This is a genomic window from Glaciecola sp. G7-5 (genome assembly GCF_055808975.1).
The window spans coordinates 755350-780958 of the sequence record NZ_CM147892.1 but is presented as its reverse complement, the minus strand read 5'-3'; the positions used below and the strand labels follow the sequence as shown (position 1 = coordinate 780958).

22 protein-coding genes and 1 pseudogene are annotated in these 25609 nt (G+C 41.3%); 17 read left to right on the top strand and 6 right to left on the bottom strand.

Annotation, left to right across the window (positions count from 1 at the left end):
- Positions 1-50 precede the first annotated feature (50 nt).
- Positions 51-938, bottom strand: coding sequence for a LysR family transcriptional regulator (locus AC0L6H_RS03485; protein WP_473392614.1), 888 nt, complete (start codon positions 936-938; stop codon positions 51-53).
- A 164-nt stretch (positions 939-1102) separates the two neighbouring features.
- Here AC0L6H_RS03485 and AC0L6H_RS03480 point away from each other — a divergent pair, with 164 nt between their 5' ends.
- From AC0L6H_RS03480 to AC0L6H_RS03470, 3 genes are all read left to right on the top strand, one after another.
- Positions 1103-2284: an MFS transporter gene (locus tag AC0L6H_RS03480; RefSeq protein WP_473392613.1), complete on the top strand. Its 1182-nt coding sequence runs from the start codon at positions 1103-1105 to the stop codon at positions 2282-2284.
- A 10-nt stretch (positions 2285-2294) separates the two neighbouring features.
- Positions 2295-2465 (top strand): hypothetical protein, encoded by a 171-nt coding sequence (locus AC0L6H_RS03475; protein WP_473392611.1) that lies wholly within the window; start codon positions 2295-2297, stop codon positions 2463-2465.
- Positions 2466-2726: 261 nt separating this feature from the next.
- The gene (locus tag AC0L6H_RS03470) at positions 2727-3983 is read left to right on the top strand and encodes a hypothetical protein (protein WP_473392610.1); all 1257 of its coding nucleotides are present in this window, start codon (positions 2727-2729) and stop codon (positions 3981-3983) included.
- Positions 3984-4097: 114 nt separating this feature from the next.
- Here the strand turns inward: AC0L6H_RS03470 and AC0L6H_RS03465 are convergent, their stop codons facing one another.
- Complete coding sequence (locus AC0L6H_RS03465; protein WP_473392609.1) at positions 4098-4685, bottom strand: acyloxyacyl hydrolase; 588 nt, start codon at positions 4683-4685, stop codon at positions 4098-4100.
- A 500-nt stretch (positions 4686-5185) separates the two neighbouring features.
- Here AC0L6H_RS03465 and AC0L6H_RS03460 point away from each other — a divergent pair, with 500 nt between their 5' ends.
- Positions 5186-6334 (top strand): AsmA family protein, encoded by a 1149-nt coding sequence (locus AC0L6H_RS03460; RefSeq protein WP_473392608.1) that lies wholly within the window; start codon positions 5186-5188, stop codon positions 6332-6334.
- Positions 6335-6633: 299 nt separating this feature from the next.
- On the opposite strand, the pseudogene glgC reads toward AC0L6H_RS03460, so the two are convergent.
- Positions 6634-7857 (bottom strand): annotated as a pseudogene (gene glgC, locus AC0L6H_RS03455) (glucose-1-phosphate adenylyltransferase); the annotation flags it as partial.
- Positions 7858-8082: 225 nt separating this feature from the next.
- Between glgC and AC0L6H_RS03450 the strand changes: the two are divergent.
- From AC0L6H_RS03450 to AC0L6H_RS03435, 4 genes are all read left to right on the top strand, one after another.
- Positions 8083-10257 carry a di-heme oxidoredictase family protein gene (locus AC0L6H_RS03450; protein ID WP_473392607.1) on the top strand — a complete coding sequence of 725 codons (2175 nt, stop codon included), beginning with the start codon at positions 8083-8085 and terminating at the stop codon, positions 10255-10257.
- A gap of 235 nt (positions 10258-10492) precedes the next feature.
- Positions 10493-10726 carry a hypothetical protein gene (locus AC0L6H_RS03445; protein ID WP_473392606.1) on the top strand — a complete coding sequence of 78 codons (234 nt, stop codon included), beginning with the start codon at positions 10493-10495 and terminating at the stop codon, positions 10724-10726.
- Positions 10727-10791: 65 nt separating this feature from the next.
- Positions 10792-11703 (top strand): 2OG-Fe(II) oxygenase family protein, encoded by a 912-nt coding sequence (locus AC0L6H_RS03440; protein ID WP_473392604.1) that lies wholly within the window; start codon positions 10792-10794, stop codon positions 11701-11703.
- A 26-nt stretch (positions 11704-11729) separates the two neighbouring features.
- Positions 11730-12524 carry an SDR family NAD(P)-dependent oxidoreductase gene (locus AC0L6H_RS03435; RefSeq protein ID WP_473392603.1) on the top strand — a complete coding sequence of 265 codons (795 nt, stop codon included), beginning with the start codon at positions 11730-11732 and terminating at the stop codon, positions 12522-12524.
- Between the two features lie 143 nt (positions 12525-12667).
- On the opposite strand, the gene AC0L6H_RS03430 is transcribed toward AC0L6H_RS03435, so the two are convergent.
- Positions 12668-13654, bottom strand: a complete 987-nt coding sequence (locus AC0L6H_RS03430; protein ID WP_473392601.1) for a zinc-dependent alcohol dehydrogenase family protein — start codon at positions 13652-13654, stop codon at positions 12668-12670.
- A 251-nt stretch (positions 13655-13905) separates the two neighbouring features.
- On the opposite strand from AC0L6H_RS03430, the gene AC0L6H_RS03425 reads away from it, so the two are divergent.
- The 9 genes from AC0L6H_RS03425 to AC0L6H_RS03385 all read left to right on the top strand — a co-directional run bounded on the left by AC0L6H_RS03425 (position 13906) and on the right by AC0L6H_RS03385 (position 24176).
- Positions 13906-14814: a LysR family transcriptional regulator gene (locus tag AC0L6H_RS03425; protein WP_473392600.1), complete on the top strand. Its 909-nt coding sequence runs from the start codon at positions 13906-13908 to the stop codon at positions 14812-14814.
- Positions 14815-15139: 325 nt separating this feature from the next.
- A complete protein-coding gene (locus tag AC0L6H_RS03420; protein ID WP_473392599.1) occupies positions 15140-16762 on the top strand; it encodes an LruC domain-containing protein in 1623 nt (540 codons plus the stop codon).
- A 14-nt stretch (positions 16763-16776) separates the two neighbouring features.
- Positions 16777-17325, top strand: a complete 549-nt coding sequence (locus AC0L6H_RS03415) for a hypothetical protein (RefSeq protein WP_473392597.1) — start codon at positions 16777-16779, stop codon at positions 17323-17325.
- Between the two features lie 227 nt (positions 17326-17552).
- A complete protein-coding gene (locus tag AC0L6H_RS03410; RefSeq protein ID WP_473392596.1) occupies positions 17553-18098 on the top strand; it encodes a heme NO-binding domain-containing protein in 546 nt (181 codons plus the stop codon).
- Positions 18091-19581, top strand: a complete 1491-nt coding sequence (locus AC0L6H_RS03405) for a sensor histidine kinase (RefSeq protein ID WP_473392595.1) — start codon at positions 18091-18093, stop codon at positions 19579-19581. The genes AC0L6H_RS03410 and AC0L6H_RS03405 overlap by 8 nt, the downstream gene beginning before the upstream one ends.
- 222 nt (positions 19582-19803) lie before the next feature.
- Positions 19804-21261, top strand: a complete 1458-nt coding sequence (locus AC0L6H_RS03400; protein ID WP_473392594.1) for a sigma-54-dependent transcriptional regulator — start codon at positions 19804-19806, stop codon at positions 21259-21261.
- A 215-nt stretch (positions 21262-21476) separates the two neighbouring features.
- The gene (locus tag AC0L6H_RS03395; RefSeq protein WP_473392592.1) at positions 21477-22754 is read left to right on the top strand and encodes an oligosaccharide flippase family protein; all 1278 of its coding nucleotides are present in this window, start codon (positions 21477-21479) and stop codon (positions 22752-22754) included.
- A 1-nt stretch (position 22755) separates the two neighbouring features.
- Complete coding sequence (locus AC0L6H_RS03390; protein WP_473392591.1) at positions 22756-23778, top strand: glycosyltransferase family 2 protein; 1023 nt, start codon at positions 22756-22758, stop codon at positions 23776-23778.
- Between the two features lie 2 nt (positions 23779-23780).
- A complete protein-coding gene (locus AC0L6H_RS03385) occupies positions 23781-24176 on the top strand; it encodes a hypothetical protein (RefSeq protein ID WP_473392590.1) in 396 nt (131 codons plus the stop codon).
- An 83-nt stretch (positions 24177-24259) separates the two neighbouring features.
- Here the strand turns inward: AC0L6H_RS03385 and AC0L6H_RS03380 are convergent, their stop codons facing one another.
- Together AC0L6H_RS03380 and AC0L6H_RS03375 are read right to left on the bottom strand one after the other, a co-directional pair.
- The gene (locus AC0L6H_RS03380; RefSeq protein WP_473392589.1) at positions 24260-24664 is read right to left on the bottom strand and encodes a response regulator; all 405 of its coding nucleotides are present in this window, start codon (positions 24662-24664) and stop codon (positions 24260-24262) included.
- 99 nt (positions 24665-24763) lie between these two features.
- Positions 24764-25609 carry a glycosyltransferase family 2 protein gene (locus AC0L6H_RS03375; protein WP_473392588.1) on the bottom strand — a complete coding sequence of 282 codons (846 nt, stop codon included), beginning with the start codon at positions 25607-25609 and terminating at the stop codon, positions 24764-24766.

Genomic DNA, 25609 nt, shown 5'->3' with positions numbered 1-25609 from the left:
TATGACTGTTTTAATCAGTAATCGTACTTTAAAGCGGCTTATTTAAGCCTTTAGAGAGTGAGTTTTGGCTGAATAAAATCTAAGAATACTGATATGCGCGACGATACCGCACTATTTTTGTAATACACTGCTTGTATCGACTCTCGTCGATTTGGGGATATAATTTCGTTACCCAAGACAGTGACTAATGTGCCAGCGGCAAGATCTTTATGCACCATAAAATTTGATAGCAAAGCGATACCTTGCCCTGCCAAACAAAAATGTCTTATGGCCTCGCCACTTGAAGCATGCAAAGTGAAGTTCAGCCTCGTCTGTCGTTTAAGTGGCCATTTATTTAAGTTGGGAGAATCACTAAAGCCTATCAATCTATGGTTGGTTAGCACACTCACATCGCCGTCAATCGGATGGCGTTTAAGATATTCTGGACTTGCCACCATATGCAACTGACTCTTCCCCAATCGCCTAGCATGTAGGTTTGAGTCACTCAAATCACCTATGCGAATAGCAATATCGGTTTTATATTCTAGCAAATCAATAATGCTGTCATGACTAGTAACTTCTAACTTGATGTCGGGGAAAGCTTGGTTAAATTCACCAATTAAAGGGACAAGTTGGTGCAGAACAAAAGGACTAGCGGCATCCACTCGTAACTTACCTGAAGGAGAATGCTTTAATAGTCGTAAAGCTTCCTCTCCCTTTTCAAGAATATTCAGCCCGTCTCTTGCGTATCGCAAAAACAACTCGCCTTCTTCAGTCAACTCAAGTCTGCGTGTCGTTCTGTTTAATAAGGTTGCGTTTAGGGATTTTTCTAAGCGCGTGACTGAACGGCTGATCTTGGCCACTTGCTGTTCGAGTAAGTTGGCTGCACTGGAAAAGCTACCTGTATCAACCACTGTGAGAAAGGCTTCTAAGTCTTCAGTTTTCGCTTTTACTGCCATTGTTTGCTCTATTTTATCAAAATTAACAAAAGTATTTTGTCATTAATGCTGTTTTTTGCAAATAAAAATAACGCAATACTCTACGCACTTAATTAATTATCAGAACGTTGGTGCACTTAACAATCATTAAAGAGCGCTAACAAATTCACTTGAGAGGATAAAAAATGCCTATTGCGTTATTTGCTTTAACTTTGAGTGCCTTTGCTATTGGCACCACCGAGTTTGTTATTGTTGGTCTTGTACCGACCATTGCAGGCGATCTTGGGGTTTCGTTACCCAGTGCCGGATTGCTCGTTAGTCTATACGCCCTAGGGGTTGCCATTGGTGCACCAGTGCTAACGGCATTGACAGGCAAGTGGAACAGAAAGCACGTATTGCTTAGCTTAATGGCCTTATTTGTGGCGGGCAACATTCTTGCGTGGCAAGCACCTAGCTATGAAAGTTTGATTATGGCACGGATTCTGACAGGTTTAGCCCATGGCGTATTTTTTTCCATTGGTTCGACTATTGCCACCGGCTTAGTTGCAAAGGAAAAAGAGGCCAGCGCTATTGCAATCATGTTTACAGGTTTAACTGTCGCACTCGTCACTGGCGTACCCTTGGGGACTTGGATTGGCCAGCATTTTGGTTGGCGAGCGACATTCTTGGTAGTTTCAGGGCTAGGTACACTTGCCTTAATCGGCAGTGCTTTGTTAGTGCCAAATAACCTTAAGCAGAGCAAAGCCACTACGTTAAGCGAACAAATGAAAGTCTTAATACAGCCACGTTTGATGTTAGTCTATTTAATGACGATTTTAGGTTACGGCGGCACCTTCACTGCTTTTACTTACCTTGCCCCCATTTTGCAACAAGAAACCGGATTTGCGCCTTCCGCTATTAGTTTAGTCATGCTGGTTTACGGAGTTTCTGTCGCGGTAGGAAACATCTATGGGGGTAAATTGGCAGACAAAAAAGGCCCTATTCGTGCGCTAAGCGTAATTTTTACCTTACTGTCAGTCATCCTTTTAGCACTTACTTTTACCATGGGAAGTAAAGTTGCAGCTGTTATTACCGTATTGGTTTGGGGGGCATTTGCATTCGGTAGCGTGCCTGGCCTGCAAGTATATGTTGTACAACTTGCTGAAAAATTCACTCCAAATGCCGTAGATGTCGCATCTGGCCTTAATATTGCCGCCTTTAACATAGGGATTGCCTTAGGTTCAATCATCGGCGGAAGCATTGTTGATGGCATGGAGCTATCAGACACAGCTTGGATTGGGGCCTTGATTACCATACTTGCACTCGCCGTAACCCGTTACAGCGGACATCTAGACAAACGTTTACTAGCAACAAGCAATAGTGCGTAAGGAGCCAGGTATGACAACGCGAGTCTCACAAGCAGCACAAGTTTTTGAGACCTTTAGCTACCTTGGGTATTTAGCTGCAATCACTGAAAACATCATATTGGGTACAGCTGCCGTGGTGTTACTATTACGCCAGCCATGGTTAGTAAAAAGAGCTAGGCACCATATTGCCGCAAAACCTTAATCGAGAACGATTGCTACTTCCCCAGTATTAAATACAAATCCGAACAACGGCCTACCGGGTGCTGAGTATTCCGGAATAAAAAATCATTCTTATTTGCATAATTCTAAGAGCTGAACTACGCTCATTGGACTTATCTAAACTTTTTACGAGGGTATGTTTCCGCTTAGCATCAATTCACAATTCAAACTCATTAGCGGCGATCTAGGCTCTAAGTTCAAATGCTGTCTCAAACGCAACAAAACGAATTATGGGGAATATTATATGAAGATCATCAACCGCAGTTCCAAGGTGCTAACATACGCAGCTTACAATGCCGAAAAATTTAATAACGGTGCTCTTATTACCACTGAATGGATAAAGCCGCATCAAGAACATAATACGAACATGAAGCATGATGCTGTATTCTTTAAGATAGTGCCTGGTAAGCATTCAATTCTAACAACATTTTCCAATACAACGGGTGGCTATTGGGATAGACACAAGACGTTTAAAAACACGGTCACGGTTTTATTTGTTAAGAAACGCAATGAAATAAATGTTATTGACTGGAAGGCCATACTGACAAAAAAAAGTGCCGACTTGCAAAAGCACGAACAAGGCTCAGCAGCCATGGCAGAAGCGGCGGCAGTTGGGCAAATTATTATTAATGCACTCACCGTAGCCCTTTCAGCTGCAGGTCCAGTTGGCGGTGTAGCGGGTATGGCGGTTATGGGCTTGGGCTCTATACTGATGCTAGCGATGAACAGCGAAACGGAAGAGCCGCCACCACCACCTAATCTTGAACAAATTCAAGATGCTGTAAGATCTGTTGTTAAAGAAGAATTACAGCAAAGCAAAAGCGAAGACCTCGCTGTGGCCTTTCAGGCGCCTGCAAACTGGCTCATCAACTGGGCGCGGCTAACAAACGAACAACTAACAGCTAAAGGTAGTGAAGATCCGCTAGAAACTTTGAGCGCTCATGATAAAGCCGATTTTCGCCGTGAACTTGAGGACTTTCTTAGTCCACAAAGCCCCTTTCAGCATAGCTTGAACCTTGTTCATCAACATCCTGAATATGCGCTATACCTGTTGCCCGCTTACATGACTGGCCTAATGGCCGACCTGCAGATTCGGCGAATTCACCTCATGATTAGACATATGGACGGTGCACGAATCACGGTTGCAGATGCAGAACACTTTCACGAACGAATACTAAGGTCTAAGGATACTTTCGACAAGAGTCTAGCGCTTTTTCAGGAGAAACGAGCACAAGAAGTTGCTCAACATCAACTCTCAGACACTCCTGAAGGCGAGCAGGTTGCAGAAATGTTCAACATTAAATACGCGGGCATTCAAGACGTAGATGGCACCTTAGGAAAAGCCATATTTGACATAAAACTTAAGAGCTTAGAACGGGATATCTACAACGATCGCGAGGCCTTGAAATTAGGCAAACAAGCGAAGCACCTATGGCCTGAAGGTTTGGACAAGAAACCACGGGCTAAGCAAAGGAAGGGTGACGAAAAGAAATGGAAATAAATTGATCCGCCCGCCCTACTAGGATGAAGTGCTGGGCATTATAGTGTTTAGTGCACGCGCAGTTTCAATGATGATTGGGCTGCTGATGCCGGATACAGAACTATATTACTCGTTTTAAAAACGAGTAATATAGGCGACACTGAAGAAGTCTAAGCCCGGGTTTTTAGTATTTAAGCCACCATTCGAATAATGAATGTAACGAAGGGCTATTTCTGAACTTTGTTCTTCATTTAAACCGACTAATAGACCTAATCTATCTTCAAACTGATAGAAACTACCAATATCAACACCACCAAATTTTTCATTGTGTACATAGGCGACGCCAATACCAAACTCAAAGCTTAAGGGGTAATCATCTGACCAAGAAGGTAGGGGCTTAGAGAAAACCGGTGACACCGACACGCCATAAGTAGCTTCGCGTTTAGCACTGCCGTGTAAATCAAACAGGTTTAGACTTACTTCCCAAGCAAGGCGTGTGTCTCCCAGGACAGGGATATCCAAATCGTAATTATAAGCGGGCCTATAAGCTAATCTTATGCCGTGCATATCGCCTGTACCCGTCATATATTCTGCGCTTGCGGCTTGTGCCGACTTATTAGGTAACTTCGCTTCAGCCGCACTAATATTACTCAATAAAAAGAAGACGAAAGTAAGCAGTTGGGCACCAAAAAGGGATAGGTTAACACCTTGTTTTGCAGGCATAGATAAACTCCAGTTGTATGATAAAAATAAAATAATTCGAGGTCGAGCTTGTTGAATTCAGTACTACTGCTTTCACACCTAAACCTCTTCTATAAGTCATATGTAATAGCGTTTTAGCTATTTCGCTATACCTATGCCTATAGCAATTAATAAACCACCATTGATATGCGAATTATACTAACTAAAACAATGGCTTATACTTTGGTACATGTTTGGGTGAATGTACTCACGGCAGTTTTCTACGCGGGGTGTGAATAATTTTCATGGTTTTGTGAAGCTTGGCGTTTATTTACGGCCTTATTTTCTAGGCATGATTTGTTTCATAAAAATTTAATGTAATAAATACAGTGGCTTAGCTTTATTGCTTGAAGAGTAATAAAGAAATTCGCACTACATCACTTTTGGCACGTTAGGTGCAATCCAATATCTACTATTATGATGCGCCACTAAAGTTATGTAATTGAATTACATAGTAAAATACCTAAAAAGGAGTAAAGAAGGTGAGCCAAACGAGCCAAGAAAAAAGTGACAATACAGATGAAACAAGCCTCAGCAAAGCAAAGGTCACAATGTTTGTGCTAATCGCTAGTTTATTAATAGCGCTAATAAGCGCGCGTATCGCCGCACCAAACTTAATTAAAAACAAAGTTAATCAGCAGTTAGAAACTACGCCAGGGATTTCAGGTAGTGTTGAAGAAATAAGTTTATCGTTGTTTCGCGGTGCCTACCAAGCGCATGGCTTAAGCTTGTATTTGCAAGAAACTAAAACTGATGTGCCCTCGATTTACATAAAGACAGTAGATTTGTCTGTCTTATGGAGCGCTTTGTTTCGTGGCAAAATTGTCGCTGAGGTTGACCTCTATTCTGCAGAACTAAGCTTTACTGATGAACAAACAGCCGAGAACGATGTAGTAGAGGCTGCAAAGCAAGCCGACACTTGGATCACCCTTATAGATTTCGCCAGTCCAATTAGTATAGACAAAGTGAGTGTTCATAATCTCACCGCGAGCTTACTGATGAAAACAGGTGAGCAAATACAAACGAATTATATTGATAAGGTAAACGGTGAAATTACCAACATTACCAATTCGCGTGAATTCACCGGCGACAAAATTGCGCGCTTTGATTTTACCGGTAATTTCATGGGAAGTGCGTCGGCCCATTTTTATGGCTCGCTAGATCCTGAGTCGGCTTTGCCTACCTTTGACATCAATATGGAGATGATGGCACTGCCTGTAAGCGAACTTAATGGCCTAATCGATTTCTATGCACCTGTCGATGTTGAACAAGGTAAAGTCGATACCGCCTTTGAAGTTGCAGCCGTAAATGGCGTAGTTAAAGGTTATGTAAAAGCGGGTATCTCGGATATAGAAGTATTTACGTGGAAAGAGGATATACAACGAGATGAGGATGGAATATTCACCGGACTGTTTGAAGGCTTAGTTGACGGTTTTGCGAGTTTGTTTGAAAGTGGAAATAAAAATCTCCTAGCTGTTAATGTGCCGATAGAGGGTACCATTGATAATACGGATGTTTCTACATGGGCGGCGTTGCGCTCATTGTTCTATAACGCTTTTGTTAATGCCTATGAAATTAGCATAGATGACACCATCGATCTGGATTTTGACCAACAAGACGAAAAAAGCTAAGGATTTGGCAAATAACGTTATTGTGCTTCTCAAATAAGGTAACTGTTATTTGCAAGCACTAAGGCCCCCCTGTGCGCGTCTGATGAACGCCCGGTCAAAACAAATCTTCGTTACTGCCACGCAAAAACATCATACACGTCATCCTTGCGCAGGCATGGACCCCCTAAACAGCTTAGCAAACTTAAAAAAAGGCAGTTTTTCAATGATACAAAGCCCACTGCAATTGAAAAACTTCCTAGGAGGTTGGAGGTCCTTGCCTGCGCAAGGTTGACGTGAGGGCCGTTTAAATATGCGTGGATTTACGCATTAAACTTATACCCTTGCGGTACAACAACGATTCCGTTTGGCGTAACAGTAAATCGTTCTTTGTCTTTTTCTAAGTCAACACCAATGCTTTCATTGTCTGGAATGGTCACGTCTTTATCAATGATACAATTCTTCAAAACTACGTTTTTGCCTACTTTTACATCATAGAGCAAGACAGATTTATCGATGGTAGAGCCGTCATCTACAAAGACATTTTTGAATAAGACTGAATCGCTTACATTTGCACCACAAATAACCGAACCACCAGAAAGCATCGAATTTATAAACTTGCCTTCTTTTCCACTGCTGCTTGATACCGCCCTAGCAGGCGGTGTTTGAGATTGATATGAACGAATAGACCAATCTTGTTGATATAGGTCCAGCGGCGGGACGGGCTTTAAAAGGTCCATATTGGCTTCATAGTAGGATTCTAAGGTACCTACGTCACGCCAATAGTTATCACCACTTACACGGCCCGTTTTAACGCCAAATTGGTGCACTTGTACTTTATGGCTATGAATCAGTTTAGGTAAAATATCTTTACCAAAATCGTGGCTAGAGCTGTCATCACAGCCGTCTTTTTCAAGTAATTCGAGTAACAGCTTTGTAGAGAAGATATAAATACCCATAGAGGCGAGTGCTTTGCTTGGGTCATCAGCACAGGCTTGCGGCTCACTCGGCTTTTCTTGAAAACCCGTTATTTTTAGTGCTTCATCGGTGCAAACAACACCAAATTGCTTGGCCTCTTCAAGGTCAACTTTCATGCACGCAACTGTGGCGGCGGCGCCCGTTTCTTTGTGGGTTTCTAGCATGGCTGCATAGTCCATGCGATAAACATGGTCGCCCGACAAAATAATCGTCCACTCGGCGTCACTGCGTTCAAGCAAATAACTGTTTTGATATATAGCATCGGCAGTACCTTGATACCATTTATTGCCGTGGCGCATTTGGGCAGGTACAGGCGTGATATATTCACCCAGTTCTGGATTGAATATAGACCAACCATCGCGTAAATGCTTATGCAAAGAGTGAGATTTGTATTGTGTTAACACCAGTATTTTTCGCAAGCCAGAATGCAGACAATTGCTTAGCGTAAAATCGATAATTCTATATTTACCACCAAAAGGTACCGACGGCTTTGAACGAAAAGCGGTAAGAGGTTGCAGACGCGAACCTGCGCCGCCAGCTAGAATTATGGTCAACATGTCATTCATTAGTGGGTGCCCTTTATCATATTTTGTTGAATGAAGTTTTTATATAGGGAATACGAAGAACTGCACTAATAGTCGTGTTTTCATTGTACATAATGACGACGGTGTTTGCTGAAAAATGATCAATTTTCCACTTCAACTTATAAAATAGGGCACTTCATCGATTCTAGTTAATTAATTATTAACAGCCGTGTTACAACATCTTCACACTCTTATTTTTAATGCGCGGCAATGGCTTTGAAACACTCACATACTTTGGTGGCTTTATTTTCTTTTACTCTTCTACTTACTGCATGTGGTGGTGGAGGTGGCGACAGCACGCCTGATCCAGTTACTCCTCCTGCACCCGCTCCCGCTCCTGCGCCCGATCCTCCACCAGATCCAGTTGACCCGGTCAATCCTGTTGCCGATTTATCAAGCATAAAGCCTCTATACGACAACACGACTAGTTTAGAAACACTGAGTCGTTTTGTACGCGATGATGGCGTACTTGTCACCCGCATTGGTGACCGAGGCCGTGACCGCCATGCTAAAGATATTACCTTAAGCGATCATTACGACCACTATCTTGCGCATTACTGGCAATATCGTACAGCACGAATTCAGTTAGAAGACTACGTACCTATTGGACAAAGCTTGATTAGAGCAACCTTTATTACCGAAGCAAAGTTAGGTGCTCGTGAATTTCGGGTGTGGTTTTGGGGAAGAAATACGACAGGGCAGTTCCACTTTAATCCGCAAAAAGAAGAAGAAAAAGTCAGTCAAAATGAGTCTGGCGTAGTGTATTTAGACAAGGGTACTTTTAACGACGATTTTGAAAAAATCAGCGACGATGGTATTCAGCATAAATACAGCGTCGACATTGTCAATCAATGGCAAAACGGTGGCCAGTTTCAACCCGCGCTTAGCGCAGGCACAAATATGGAATTTGAAGTCAGCCAGTTTTTGCTAAACCCACCAGCTGGTGCGCGATTAAACTACTATGGGACCTCATTTGTTTATGTCATTGGCGAGCTTGGCCTGGCGCCATTTGAATGGCAACGCGGCGTTGAGAATGCCGGCGGTAGTAACGACGGCACGCCTATTCCAGCTAAAGGTCTATTAGGTGGAGCCACCACCCTAGGCTATAACTATAGCGAAGAACCCGCGGGCAGATTTATGCAAATGGCAACTAATTTGAGTGCCAAAAACGCGCAAGTTTTTGTAGAAGGTAGGCGCGTGCATCATACTAACTTTGAAGACGGTAGCCATGATGAACGCCACGATAATCCAATTTGGGATGCCCAAGTCGGTAAAGTGGGCAATCACTATATCAATCACTCCTGTGCAGCTTGTCATGTGCGAAATGGTAAAGCCCTGGTAGGAGATGTGGGTGAGCCCCTGGATAAATGGGTATTTTTAGTGGGTGATGAAAACTCCGACCCTCTTGCTAGCATAGGACGAGTATTACAAATAGAGCAAATTGGCGCAGGTACGCATGAAGGAAGCGTTGCCCTTGGCCCATGGACAGAGCTTGAAAATGGCTTACGCTCGCCAAACTATGTGTTTTCAGGAACTGCGCCTGCTAAGTTTTCAGCGCGCATTGCACCGCAACTAGTTGGCCTTGGCCTACTTGAAGCAGTAAGCGAAGACACCATTATCGAATGGGTTGATGAGAATGATGACAATGGTGACGGTATTTCAGGCCGCGCTTCTGTAGTCACTGACCCACAAACGAACGAACAACGCCTTGGTCGCTTTGGCTACAAAGCCGCTACCTTCAGTGTTAAGCATCAAAGTGCTAGCGCACTTAATACCGACATGGGCGTTATGACAAGCATGCTCCCTAATCCTGACTGCGGTTCAGCACAAACCGATTGTGGTGATGCAGGCGCAGAATTGAGCGATGAAAACCTTGATAAGTTAGTTAAATATATTAGCTTGCTTGGCGTAGGTGCAAGGCGTGATTACAACAACCAAACTGGCGAAACCTTATTCACTGATGCCGGGTGCGCCTCTTGTCATCGCCCCACAATGACTACCAGTGAATTTCATCCACTTGAAGAGCTGCGTGGCCAGACTATCCACCCCTACACCGACATGCTGTTACACGATATGGGCCCGGGCTTAGCAGATACACTAGATGAAGCCTCTGCAAGTGGCGCCGAATGGCGCACCGCAGCCCTATGGGGTTTAGGACACGCCGAAAACGTTATGCTGGGTGACGCCAAAGGGAACGACACTATTTCCCTCAGACGCAACGTGAATGACGTAAATCGCATTGGTTATCTTCATGACGGAAGAGCACGCACCATCGAAGAAGCGATTTTATGGCACGGCGGCGAAGCAGAGGCTTCTAAAACGGTGTATGAAAATATGTCACAAAGCGAAAAAGACGCCTTACTTACTTTTTTAAAGAGTTTATGAAATCGGTTTGCTCTGACAACCCACAAACTAAACTTTAGTCTTGTATTCTTTACTTATCACTAGCGTTAATAAGCTAGTGATAAGTAAAGCCAATCTCACTAAATCTCAAATCATTATATTTAAAATACGAATACTGATTGTTTATCTTCGTTGTTTATGTATTTAAACGAAATCATTAAGCTACTGCACTATTAAGCCCATAAAGAAAATTAGCGCAGATGCTTGGAAGTGAAGAATGAATACATTGGCCTCAGTTAACTACCATGTTCGGAGCAACAGCTCCCAAGCATTTATCTTTGATGTGGACGGTATTGCTGGCAATCTTATTTCACCAGAACTAAAAGAGACAGGCGTTGAAGTAGAAGATCTTCGAGAAAAACTAGATAGCTTAGATGTGAAACAGAATACACCGCGAAACGAACCTCGAAAGAGTATAGAAACTCGCACCCTTGTAAGGTATGCATCCTAATGAACGCAGCTCGAGTAGTGCGTTGCCTATTAGCTTCTATTGATCATAAAAATTGAGAAAACTGAATGTTGAATAATAAACTACAATTGGCGAAAACGTTGGATTTACCATCGCGACATGCCATGCTTCATCGTGCTCCTTCAGTGCATTATTTTTGGAGTAAAAACAAAGAGTTGCTTGTTGATGCTTGGAAAGAGTGGGACAGCAGTGAGCAAGCAAGAGAAGCCCCTTTTGCGAATGATTTGCTAGACCCTTCATTGCGTGACGCTGTAAATGAAGCATGGAAAAATCCAGACAAAGAAATTAATGTCAGGAACCTTTGGAAAGAGCTCAGTCCTGGCGTTTATGCCTGTCAATTCTTTGATCCAAAGAAACTTGTGAAATTGCGCGAGTACCTAGAATCGGTGTGGGCTGCACAAATACCTTTAAGACCACCTTATGGAATTGTTTTGAATCGCAGCGGTGTAATGCTAGATCAGCGTTCAGAGGGTTTTCTAGCAGCGCCGAGTTTTCAAGACTTTTATCGAGATTTGATTGATACTTATATGCGACCGATTTCTAGATTATTGTTTCCTGAAATTGTTGGTTATGACTCACAAAGCTTTGGGTTTTCTATCCATTACCGACCAGACACAGATACGTCTATTCGACCGCATACTGATGCGTCATCGGTGACACTCAACATAAACCTCAACCTGCCGGGCGAAGAATTCACAGGTTCTGGTATTCATTTTTACGATCCTAGAGGTGGTGAATCAGTTGAGCTCGATTTTACACCCGGTAGCGCAATGCTTCATAGAGGGAATATTCCTCATGCTGCTGCACCTATTCTCAGTGGAGAGCGCACTAATTTTGTACTTTGGCTTTACGGTGAAAGAGGAAATTTACCTCCCCAAGGTGCTAATGGAAGCATGATTGACGCCAAACAGCGTTGGATACACTCGACATTTGAACAAGATAGTTTTGCGCCATTTTAAAACTAATCACTAAGAGGCAATGAATAATGAAAAAGATACTTATAACCGGTGCAAGCGATGGCATTGGACTTGAAACCGCTAAACAGTTTGCCGCTCAAGGTTGTCATTTACTAATGCACGGGCGTAGCGAAAGCAAACTAAAAGCCGCGGTAGAAGAAGTTCAAAAGGCATCTCCAAATACACAAATAGATATTTATTTAGCTGACTTGTCTAAGTTTGATGAGATTCGCTCGTTAAGCAAAGAGATCAAAAAAACGCATTCAAGCTTGGATGTGATCATCAACAATGCAGGCGTTTTTAAGATGCCAAAGCCGATTACTGAAGACGGTTTAGATGCTCGATTTGTTGTGAATACCTTCGCTCCAGTGATCATTACACAGGATTTACTGCCATTGCTCAGCGAAACGGGTAGAGTCGTGAGTCTCTCTTCTGCAGCGCAAGCACCGATAGATGTGCGAGCAATGAAAGGTGAAGTAAAGCTCAATGATGATTTTCAAGCCTATGCACAAAGTAAGTTGGCGCTAACTATCTGGAATCAAGAGTTTGCTAAAACGCAAAGTCCAAAACAGGTTTTTGTCGCAGTCAATCCTGGCTCTATGTTGGCATCTAAGATGGTAAAAGAAGGGTTTGGTGTTGCAGGTAACGATCTGAGTATCGGTGCTGATATTTTAGTGAAGGCAGCATTGTCGAATGATTTTGCAGATGCTTCAGGGAAGTATTTTGACAATGATTCAAGAGCGTTTTCTGCTCCTCATAGTTTTGCCCTGCTTGATGCGAATTGTCAGCAAGTGATGCAAGAAATTGAGAATATGATTCAGTAATTTTATGAAGTGTAAGTGAGAAGGCCTAAAACATGACTGTCTTAGGCCTTTTTTGTTTTTAAAATTCCCCTCGCTCAAAACACAGAAGCTGAGACGGCCATATAGGGGTCTCAGCTATACATTTAACTGCTTTGTTGGGAGCACTATACAGTGACGACCACTTTACCCATCGCTTGACCACTTTCTAGTCGCGCATGCGCTTTGCCAATGTCGGCAAGTTGGTAATTGGTTTCGTCTAAAACAGGTTTAAGCGCGCCTGCTTCCACGATTGCACTTAAGGCTTTTAAGATGCGTGCATGCTCTTCACGACGATAATTGTGAAGCATGGGGATCAACATGAATACCACATGCAATGATAGACCTTTAAAGTGAGCAGTCGTTAAATCTAATTCAACCATAGACACTGTTGTCGCTACATTACCGTTAAGTGCAGCAGCTTCAAAAGAGTTTGTCATGTTCTCGCCACCGACCGAATCAAAGACAATATCAAAACCTTGGCCGTCAGTGTGTTTGTTTACATAGCTTTCTACCGTCTCTGTACGATAGTTGATAGGCGTAGCACCTAACTCTTCAATCAGAGCTAATTGTGTCTCGCCGCCACCTGTGGAATAAACGCGAGCACCAAAATATTTTGCAAGTTGCAATGCTACGTGACCAACACCGCCAGAGCCGCCATGTACTAGAACATCTTGACCTGATTTAATACCAGCACGCTCTAAACCCTCGTAAGCTGTAATACCTACTAGTGGTAATGCAGCAGCTTCACGCATAGAAATGTTTTTTGGTTTTAAAGCGATTAAGTTAGCATCAGCAACAATGTATTCAGTAAGTGTGCCTGGAAGGTCAGCTAAGCCTCCAGCGCAACCGTATACTTCATCTCCAGCTTTATATTCACTTACACCTTCACCTACGGCTTCTACAGTGCCAGCAAAATCCATTCCTAACAGAGCCGGAGCAGCTGGGGATAAAGGAAGGTCTGCACCCATTTGACGGATCATGGTGTCGACAGTATTTACGCTTGTTGCTGCGATGCTTACCAACACATGACCTGGTTTAACTGAAGGTTTTTCTATTTCAGTCGCTTCAAAAGAGTCAGTGCTGCCAAATGTGTTTATCATCATTGCTTTCATGTTTTTCTCCAAAGTACGCGATGTAATTGCTATGTCTGTTCGCGAGTTGTCGTAATGTTGTTTCGATATACACACTATAACTTTATCGCCTTTACTGAAAAACAGGGTATAAAAATAATCAGAATTCGGTTTTTGAATATAATCAAGCTGCGCTTTTAGCAAAGGCAAGTGTTCAACGCTTCACTGTTTATCTTGACTTTGCAACTAAACAGCTTATAAATCTACGTTAAATTCTGATATCGGATATAATAATGGATACAAAAGGGGTACGCCTGTTTGTGATGGCTGCAGAGATGCTAAATATTAGCGCTGCAGGTAAAAGCTTAGGTTTAGCGCCATCAGTTGCGAGTGCGCGATTATCGAAGCTTGAGTTGCACTTGGGGGCCGACCTGTTTCACCGTTCTACGCGCAAAGTATCCTTATCTATCGAAGGTAGCGAGTTTTTGCCGTACGCCCGTGAAATCATTGCTCAGGAAGATGCGGCTTTAGCAGCTTTGGGCCGCGGAAGTAAAAAGGTAAGCGGAACATTGCGTTTTGCTTCATCTAGTACTTTTGCACAGTTGTTTATTGCGCCAATTCTACCGAAGTTCACTAGTATGTACCCTGATATTAATCTTGAACTGAAGCTATCAGACACCCAAATGAATCTTATTGATGGTGGTTACGATCTCGCTTTGCGAAACTACTCGGCTGACGATAGTAGTCTTATTGGAAGAAAGCTAGCTGACGATATTCGTATTTTGTGTGCTTCACCAAACTATATAGAAACGCACGGAAAGCCGCAAAACCCGAGCGATCTAGAACAGCACCAGCTACTTATGTTTGCTAGTAATAAGCCGCGAAAGCTTGTTTCTAAGGTTAAGGGAGATAACTACGTATTTCCGCCTAACTTGGGTAAATCAAGAGTAATATGCGACGACGGTTCTAGTATCCGCATTGCAGCAAAAGCTGGGCTTGGTATTTGTATGAGCTCTATTTGGAATGTTCATGCTGAACTGAATGAAGGCAGTCTGGTTAGAATACTGCCTGACTACAAATATGATGACAATGCGGCAGTTTGGTTGGTGTACCCTAAATCAAATGTACTCACTGCAAAAGTGAGAGTGTTCATCGACTTCCTCATTGAAAACATTCAGATTCCCACTAGTTGGCAACCTTAATAAAGCCAATTTATGTCATTCATCACTGTTTACTAGCAAGCTCCGTGTTTGCTCAAACATCGCGTGCTCATCTTTGCATCGTCCATACACTCAGTGAAGTCATACGCGATGAAGTACCCTCACAAAAACCAATTTCCATGGCAAATTAATAATATTTTTCATACTGCATTGCATCTTGCGAAAGCGCTGGTTTTTATTCGAAATAAAATCGCAATAATAACGTAACTGTATGATTTTGTTTGGTAAAAATAATTGGCCTAATATTCGCTATACCCTCTCAATGTTGCATGAAATAACTCATGTTAATACATTTGGAGTAAGTAAAATGAAATGGCAATATCAATTAGCACTACTGCTAAAATTAAGCTTCATTAGTGGAGCATTACTAGCAACAGAAAAACAAAATGGTCGCTATGTTTGGGAGTTTCTTTCGGGTCAGCCTTGGCCACAAGGATATAATCAAAATATAGGCAAGCCAAATAACTTAATATGGAGTCGTAATGAATACTCGCAAGACTTCTTCAAACGGATCAATAACGCATTGCCCGAGCGGGAGGTCAACGAAGCGTTTATTACGGACGACAATGGTTCAACCATTCATCTTACAGAAGAAGCGGAAGTGTTTGTTACCTTTATTCATGAGGGTGCAGGGTATAAAAACTCCTTCGGTTTTTTTACCTTTGATAGAGAAAATCCGCCACTGTCGCCATCCCAAGTGCAAGAAACCATTGTGTTTCCAAACTTATCGTTTCCTCATATGGCCAAAGGCCACAGAATCAGTTTAGGTGTATTTCCTGAAGACACCAGTATCGGTTTTTTTATTGCGGCAAATGGGTTTGATTATTATACCGGAGTTAAGTCTCGGCGAACTCCTTACTACTATTCGCTTCAAGATCTTAATCCAGAAAGCGATCCAAACCTTCGTCAGCATACAGTGTTGCTGTATGACGAACAGGTACAAGAAGTAATATTAGGCTTTGAAGATCTGAATAGAAATTGGGGCGACAATGATTTTAATGATGCCGTTTTCAGTATCAAATCTACCCCCGAAAGCGCTATTGAAAAAGACAACTTAGCCGTTGTGCCTGATGTCAACGATAGTGACGCAGACGGCATAAATGATGCGCAAGATGAGTTTCCAAACGACTATAGACGTGCTTACAGTAGTTATTATCCAGGCGAAGCCAATTATGTCACCTTAGCTTATGAAGATAACTGGCCAAATTTAGGCGACTATGATTTTAACGACTTGGTAATAAAAGAACGCCTTCAAGTGATTTATTCAGCACAGGGCCTTGTTAGTGGCTTTAAAATAAATGGTTTGATTGCAGCTCGAGGCGCTTCTAAACCTAATGGCTTTGCCTTACGAATAGTAGATTTACCTCCTTCTGAAATTGAAGAGGCAACCCTGACTATAGACAACAATACCTACTCAAAGAATGTAGAAGAAAATCAAAGCGATGCAGTTATTACATTGTGGGGGAATAGTAACAATTATACGAAAACCGGCGAGTCGGGGAAATGTTCTCATTTTAATACACTAAAGCAATGTGAATACTTTCAACCGGTTGAATTTAGCTTTGATGTCCGCTTTACGAATAACCTAAGCGCTTTAAATCATTCTGACTTGGACTTCTTTATCTATCGAAGTTATGACCGCTCTTTAGAAATTCACATGCCTGGGTACGCACCAACAGACAAGTTTAATGTAGACCGCTTTGGTCAAAGTGACGATGCTTCAGATCCAAGCCAAGCCCTATATTTTAGAAATCAAGATAATCTTCCTTGGGCGCTACAAATCGCTGATGATTGGTCTTATCCTCGTGAATACATAGACGTATTGTGGGCATATCCAGACTATGAATCATGGGTAGAAAGTTCGGGTACTCAAAACAAAGACTGGTACAAAACAAGTGAACGTAAAACGCACTTTTACTCACAAGACTAATAGAGAGGATTAACATGAAAAATCAAATAAAGAATATCATTGCAGCAGGTAAAGGCATTAAGCGTCGTTGTAAAAATGGCTTAGGTCATTCATATGCTGCCATATCGAATAAAAAGTTTGTCCTAGCCTTATTGCTAGCACTTCCCCTCGCGGATTTTGCAAATAGCACAACTAGCCCTTCTGCCAATCTAGACAAGCTAGACAATAAAGCTAGCAGATCAACGCAGTTATATGTTGAGCCTGAATTTAACTTTCGGACATACCAATCTATTCTGCTAGACCTTTCGGTCGTTAACACCCAATCAATACCAATACATCAAGCACTTCTTAGTATTTCGGCCATTCCTACTGAGGTGAATGAACTATCAGATGAGCGTTTAGTTAAAAAGTCTCTGTTAGGCAGCGTGAGGACAGATGGTTTTGGCAGAGTCTACCAAACTCTTGAGATATCGAATTCAGTGTCAAAAGTATTGATTGAGTTAAACGCGCAAGGTGTCAATAGCAAAGTTATCATTGATTTAGCGAACACAGATCATATCAGTCATGTGTTTATTTCTGAATAAAAGAAGGAAACCTTGAAGCAGTAAAGAGTAATCGAGGTTTGTTGCAATAGATAGAAAATTAGCTGGCGAAGTCCACTTGGTTTTTGCCAGCATTTTTTAAATGCTGAGAGATTAGCGCTATGCTGCTATTTTCACTATGGGCTTAAACTTAGCCTAAAGTTTATTGAATGAAGTTTCACCTCCCCATATACTAGTGTTTAGATAATATTAATAATAAAGAGAAGAAATTGAAAGGCGTTGTACTAGTAAAATTAAATGAATTTGTAGAAGAGACATGGGGCCTTGCCTTATGGGACGAGATTTTACAAGAAGCCAATCCAGCAAGTGAAGGTATATATACGTCTGTTGGTCAATATGACGATGAAGAATTTTTTACCTTGGCACAACTTGTCGCGGATAAGAACTCCCTAACACTTGAGCAAGCGCAAAAAGCATTTGGTGAATGGATCTTTAAAGAGTTGTTTGCTATTGCCCCGCCCGGCGCCCATGATTTTGTTGATATCTTTGAATTTTTACATGGCGTTCAGAACATCATCCACGTTGAGGTTAAAAAACTCTATCCCGACGTACTTTTGCCAGAGTTTGACTTTTTATATGAATCTGAAAAAACCTTGAAATTTCATTATAAATCACCGCGTAAACTCTGCCACTTTTGCGAGGGTATTATAAATGGACTCGCAGATCACGTTAAACAAAAAGTAGCGGTATCGCATGTTGAATGCGAACATAACAATGATGCACGCTGCGTTCTGGAAGTGAATAAGCTTGGATAAGTCTAAGACTGAAACTATTTCAGAAATAGAATTGCTGCGCCGCAAGCTTAGTCGAGAGCAAAAAGCTCGAGAAATCGCTGAACAACAACTAGAAGTGTATTCCCGTGAAGCGTATCAAGCTAACCAGTCTTTAAAAAAAGCACTCGCGCGTAGCAATAAAAAACACGCAGAAAATGAATACCTTATCAAAGCTTCTCAAGGTCTATCTCCAGAATTAACGCTCGCTGATGTCTTGCAAAACACGGTAGAATTAACCTGTTGGTACTTAAACGCCCAATACGGCATCCACGTTACAGTTAACGAGCAAAACGTTCAAATAGACCCTCCTTCACTAGTCTGGTCGTCTGACGACTTATGGCATGAAAACAGCGACATCGAAGCATACTTTTTTAAATATTTTCCTTACGAAAAAATACGCTCCACCCCGCAATGGCTAATACGGCCTATTGATAATGAAGAAGAGATTAATGGGGAAAAGTTTTTGTGGAATGTTTGTATTAATTTTAGATTAGCAAACGAAAGTTCGGTATGGATTGGCTTTTTAACAAAGACTGACGTAATTGATGAAGATGCGTTACAAATGCTTGAAGTAGCAAAAGGCACTTTGGGAAATGGCATAAGGCGACGTTTATCTGACGAACAAGCTCGTAAAGAAAAGGTTCTGCTTCAAAAGACTGAAACACACCTGCATGAATTGCAAAACCAGTTGATACAATCAGAGAAAATGGCATCTTTAGGACAGCTTGCAGCAGGTGTAGCACATGAAATAAATAACCCAATTGGTTACATTCGGGCCAACCTACATGTGCTCAAAGATTACATGCAAGAGTTCAAAGCCTTATTTAAAACGTTGAGCGAAACCGTGGAACAAGAAGGTAGTCTTTCGAAACAACATTTTGATGAGATAAACAGCAGTCAAGACATGGAGTTTTTGTTAGAAGACACGGATGCAATTATTGTCAGCAATATGGAAGGCGTGGAAAGGGTTAAAGAAATTGTAGAAAACTTAAAGTCTTTCTCACATGCTGGAAATGACAACCTAAGTGATGTGTCTATTTTTAGTTGTATGAATCGTGCCCTTGATGTGGTGTCAAATGAGCTTAAATATCAGCATCACGTTGTTAATGAACTAGATGACTCGCTTCCAAACATCACGGCTAATGGCGGTCAACTTCAGCAAGTTTTTGTTAATTTACTTATAAACTCAGCTCATTCCATGCCTAATGGTGGCAAAATATCCATTTATAGTACTAAAGACGATTCTCACTTATTTATTCACATAAAAGATGAGGGGGTTGGTATGGATGAAAAGACCAAAAATCAAATTTTCACTCCCTTTTTTACCACCAAACCCGTAGGTGAAGGCACAGGCTTAGGCTTAAGCGTAAGTTATGCGATATTAGAAGCACACAACGTTAGTATAAATGTAGAGTCGCAGCTAGGGGTAGGCACATGTTTTATTCTTGGATTTCCCTTAAGTTAAACAACATACCTTTATATTATTAGGGCTTCACTCGCTGTAAATTATCCTATATTGGATTTTTTATTAACAAGGTATTGATTTGACGCCCAATTATGCTTCGCACAATACTAATAATTGACGTCACGAACATAAATTTTATGCTAAATTATTAGACCCTTAGGAGCGAATGACTGTTAACGTCGCAATTAACAAATTATGAGGCTAACGTGTGGACTGTAGAACATGAATAATGACGCTGAAGGTAGCATTTTATTGGTTGATGACGAAAGTAACATCTTAGCGTCGTTGTCACGCTTGCTCAGAGGGCTGAATTTAAAGATATATACAGCAATTTCCGGTGAGGCCGGACTGGAATTATTAGAAAAACACGACATCGATATTGTGATTTCTGATAAGAACATGCCTGGCATGAACGGTGATGAATTTCTAAAAGAGGTGTCGTTACGCTGGCCAGAAACAGTAAGAATAATGCTCACGGCCTATACTGAACTAAGTACCGTTATGAGTGCTATTAATTCGGGTCATGTGTTTAATTTTATGCAAAAACCATGGAATAACGATGAGTTAAAGGTCACTATTAAACAAGCAATAAGCTACCGCGAGATTTTAGCTGAGCGAAGTCTATTGCGCCGCACTTTAGAACAATTGAATTCTAGACGCAAACGTACCTTTATGAGTTTTATAGGGCAATCTACGTCAATGCAGTTTGTATATGATTCGATTGAACGAAGTGCAAAAAGTCATGCTTCGGTTTTTGTTTGTGGTCCTAGCGGAGCGGGTAAAGAACTCGTTGCTGATGCAATACATAAACTGAGCCCTCGTAATAATAAACCCCTTGTTAGCTTAAATTGTGCCGCTATTCCTAGTGAACTCATGGAATCAGAAATATTTGGACATATAAAAGGGGCATTTTCTGGGGCAGTTTCAAACCGTGATGGCGCCGCAAGCAAAGCGCATACAGGCACCCTTTTCTTAGATGAGATTGGCGAAATGGACATTGCTTTACAAGCAAAGATACTTCGATTCATCCAAACAGGTACCTTTCAAAAAGTAGGTAGCGATAAAGTTGAGAAGGTTGATATTCGGTTTATAAGTGCAACCAACCGAGAGCCTTATGAGGCAATCAAAAATGGGCAACTACGAGAAGATCTTTACTACCGGCTGAATGTCATTTCAATTGATTTGCCTGCCCTAAATGAGCGAGAGCAAGACAGTATCGAAATTGCCCAGTTTTTTCTTACCCGATTTAGTGAAATTGAAAATAAGGTATTCGTTGGCTTCTCGTCAGATGCACAAAAACTTATTCAAAATTACGATTGGCCGGGGAACGTTCGGCAGTTAGAAAATACGATACATAGTGCAATAGTGATGTCCGAAGGGCCGCTGTTAACCGAAAAGAGCATTGCTAGGCAGTTAAGGTTATCAGATGAAAAATTACAAAAGCTAGTTAATAGTAAGCCCTCAGCGCAGATTGCTAGCATATCTAGCCCCACAACAACTGCTTCTGCTTATACTGAAGCGATGATTGACGCAGAAAGTATACGTCCGTTGGCAGAAGTCGAAAAAGTAGCAATTGAGCAAGCCATTGCAGTATGTGATGATAATGTTGTGAAGGCAGCAGGCCTACTAGGTGTTAGTCCTTCCACTTTATATCGTAAAGTCCAGCAATGGACTGACTAGCGAAGTCGTAGCTCGCTGTTTTAAAAACCACCGTAATTTCTACCTAAGTAAATATTCGCAAGTTGCAAAAACACGTTTTGCAACTTGCGAAAATGCGTCTGCAATATCATTCGATTAAAAATAAAGCATATAATTTTCAAATACTTATATTAAGTTACAAGATGGTACGCTTATTGTAATAGCCCCTGTCAAGATAGCTATGATAGGTGGCACAAATGAAGTTTCCAGCAATAAATTTTGAGAATAAACGGCTTTTTAGCAATGTGACTTGGCTATTAGGTACAGAGCTTGCGGCCAAAATTTCACGTATTTTCGTAATCTTTGTATTAGCAGCGCAACTCAGTGCAGTTGATTACGGCACAGTTATGCTTGCCTTAGCGTGTCATGAGGTCTTGAAATTAGTATTGAGATCTGGTGCAGGTTCACAAATCGTGCAGTGCGATAAGCACCAATTATTTGAATTTGCAAGAAACGGAGCTTTGTTGCAATGGATAATTTGCTTATTGCTTGCCATTTTTCAGGCCTCAATCGCGCTTCCGATCGCTACTTTCTATAACAACCCTGAAGTTGCTGAGTTACTCATTTTTATGGCCTTTGCCTACACGCTTTATCCTTTGGTAAGTGTCAACGTGTTTTTGTTACATAGGGCTAGCAAAATGCGTTACTACAGTATTTGTAACGCTCTTTGTATTGTTGCTGAAAATGCCAGTATTGGTATTTTTGCTATATTTGATTGCGGCATTATGTCAGTAGTGTACGGCAAGTGGGTATTTGTGCTTTTGTGGGTTGCTCTATTCTATTTTGCCCCGGTTCAAAAGTTTGGTATTGGCTTCAACAAGTCGGTTTTTCGCGCCTTAACAAAAAGTTCAGGGCAACTCTTGTCTACAGAGTTTGTACGTGCTCTAAGACTCCAATTAGATGTGTTGATATGTGCACGACTATTAAGCCCCGAATTATTTGGTATATATAGCTTTGCGAAAAGTGCGGGCGTTGGTTTAAGTCAATCTTTAAATAACGCGTTCAATTCTGCGCTTTATCCCTACTTATGTGACAAGCAACGACAACAAACACTGTCTTCGTATACCTTCAGAATATATGCATTTACTTCACTTATTGGCTTTTCCTTTCTTTTACAAGCGATAGCCGTACCATTTTATGTGCCTATTTTATTTGACCAACAATGGCAACAAAGTTATTTAACCGTCGCTTTTTTATGTTGTGCAGCTTTACCTGCAATCTTTATCGACACCCATTGTAATATTTTGCGCGCCAAGGCTCAGTATCAGCAAGAGATGTATGTACGTCTCTTTTGTTTGATTACTTCCACAATTGGTTTATTTCTATTCAATGCAAATACACCTGTCGACTTTGCTTTTAGTGTATTGAGCATCAGTGCAATATGTATGTTTGCTTTGCTCGCATATCGCTGTATTCGCCCCTTTGTTAGTCATCCTCGTTCCATCATCAAGTATTCACCTTTTAGGAGTCAGTAAAATGAACCGCAGTCCATTGCCTTTAGTTTCTGTTGTTATTCCCATGTTCAATGTCGAAAAGTATATTGAGAATTGTATTTTGTCTGTGTTAGCGCAAAGCTTCAAAAACTTTGAGATTATTTGTGTTGATGATGGCTGCACCGACAACACATTACATATTCTTGAACAATTTACCGATGCCCGTATAAGGCTTATTTCGCAAAAAAACCGAGGCTTAGCTGGGGCGAGGAATACGGGTATTCAAAGTGCTAAAGGTATTTTTATTGCCTTGCTTGATTCAGATGATAGTTGGGCCAGTGACAAGCTAACTCAACACGTGATCCATTTGATTGAAAATCCAGACGTTGGCGTTAGTTACTGCCCTTCTTTGTTCATAAACGAGGATGGCGATACTCTGGGGTTGGGTCAATTCCCTAAGCTCACTGACATTACGTTTAAGGACGTTTTATGTCGCAATCCTATAGGTAACGGCTCTGCGCCTGTGATAAGAAAAGCCCTTTTGGAAGATATCGCGACGAACAAACCCAATGAGAACCGCAAATATTATTTTGATGAAGGGCTTAGACAATCAGAAGACATTGAACTTTGGGTGCGCATAGCGCTAAAAAATAAATGGAAATTTGAAGGTATATCTATCCCTCTTACCTATTACCGTCTCAACGATAATGGCTTATCTGCCGATTTGCACAAGCAATTTGCAAGTTGGACTCTAGCAATGAACAAAAATAAGCCCAATAGCGATAGGCTGTTCAAGCGCTTACTACCTTTGGCACGCGCGTATCAGTATAGATATTTAGCGCGCAGAGCGATACGTTCAGGGGACAGCCACCACGCTATAAAACTCGTTCACAAAGCATTGTTTGAGCAACCTAGAATTTTAATTGAAGAACCTAAGCGGACAATCATAACCTATGTTTGTGCACTACTATCAGTATTGCCTCGCCGAGTATTTAGTAATTTAGAATTGTTGGCAATGAAATGGATGCAGCTACGAACACAAACAATCTCGGTTGAAGGGAGATGAAATTGAATAACAATAGCCATTTAATTCGTAAAGACCCTGATATAGTCAACTTACTTAGCCGCCTACCCGACGAAATAGCCTTATCTTTGAGTGACAATCAGCTCAAGGCATTAAAAGTGGCTATTGGTCGTGGCGGATACCGAAAGCATAAGCTTGACCTTCGCGGTACTATTCCTGTTCCTTTTTATCCTTCTAGAATCTACTTTGTACTATTAATGGGTCGCAATGTGCGTTTATTAACACGCCAAGAAAAGTCGATAACGCTAATGACGATACTATTTTTAGCCACGGTATTTTTGACACTGAGCATTCTGCTAGGCTTATTTATTTTGTATATAGTGAAATCGGCTTTAGGCATCAACTTATTTGAGGCCTTCTCATTCGATATATGGTATTAAAATCTGCAAGCTGGCATTACTTAGTTCCTTTCCTAAATGCCAACACGCGTCTCTTGGGCGCTATTTAGCTCGGTTTAACTATGTCATTCCACTTTAATGGTTGCTAGCCCTTCTTCAATAATACTAATAAGCTCATCGTTGTCCCATGGTTTTGGCATATAGCAATGGACACTGCCTTTGTGAACGGCATCCATTGTTTGCTCCATTTCAGAGGAGCCTGACAGCAGAATACGATAGGTATTAGGATATAATAAAGACACCTGTTCAAGTAGTTGAACGCCAGTCATCACTGGCATTTTCATGTCACAGATAAGTAAATGAACTTGTTGCTGTTTTAATATAGTAAGCGCGTCGGCTGCGCTTTCGGCAAAGAATAATTCATATTTCTTTTTGCGTAACAAGCGATGTAAAGACTTAAGAATGTTTATTTCATCGTCAACGCAAAGAACAACCATGTTAGCGTTTGTGTTTTCGTTTTCAATACTCATCTTTTACTGTTCTGCGTATTTTTTATTTTCGCTCAGTGTACTGCAAGGTTAGCCTAAAATCCTTACCACTGACAAGCTCAAATTTCATGCATTAAATGCTTATGCTTTTTGAAACGCTTTAGATAGTAAAATATGCTTTATCGAGACTACACTTTTTACTCTCCATATTAACCAGTACTTGGTCTGACTAGCATAATATGTAACGCGGTCCATCAATGGAAACTTCATCTTTTCTCCCTCTGTATAAACGAAACAATTTGCCGCTTTTTTCAACCAATCATGTTCAGATTTATTTTTTACATGCAAAAAACTATATGGGTTATTTACCCTTATGTCATGACGCATTTTTATTTGCTCTGGCGTTCTTTGGGCATAATGCCTGCAAATAGGAGATGGGCGATAAAGCGAGTTACAAAATGGTGGTACTTTTCCACTAATCTCTTCAGGCCACTTTTGAGTAGGTGAATTTCTAAAAAAACGAGGCTCGCGCCAGTTGATGCGGTAATAACGACGACGTTCAGGTACGGGTAGCGATTTGTCTTCATTGTCGTAAACACGTAAATCATTGTCTGTAAAATAAAACTGAGCTTGCCATACGCGCATCTGATTTTTATTTCGTTTTGTTGCTTTCAGTAGCATAGGTCGCGGGTCTTCAATGAGCATTTCATCGGCATCCAAAATATACCACCAATCAGATGCAGTGAAATTATGACTAAACATATTGTAGACACGATTTCTAAATTGGTTACGATAAACTTCATCGGTATGTCCAGCAATCACAATACGCGAATCTTTTAATGCTTTTTCACAAATAAGTTCCCAACTGCCATCGTCTGAATCGTTGTCAAATACATAAATCGTATCGCAAAAAGCCAATGCGTTGTTTAACGTATCCTCGATAATATCGACTTCATTTTTAATAATACAAATAGCGTTAAGTTTCAT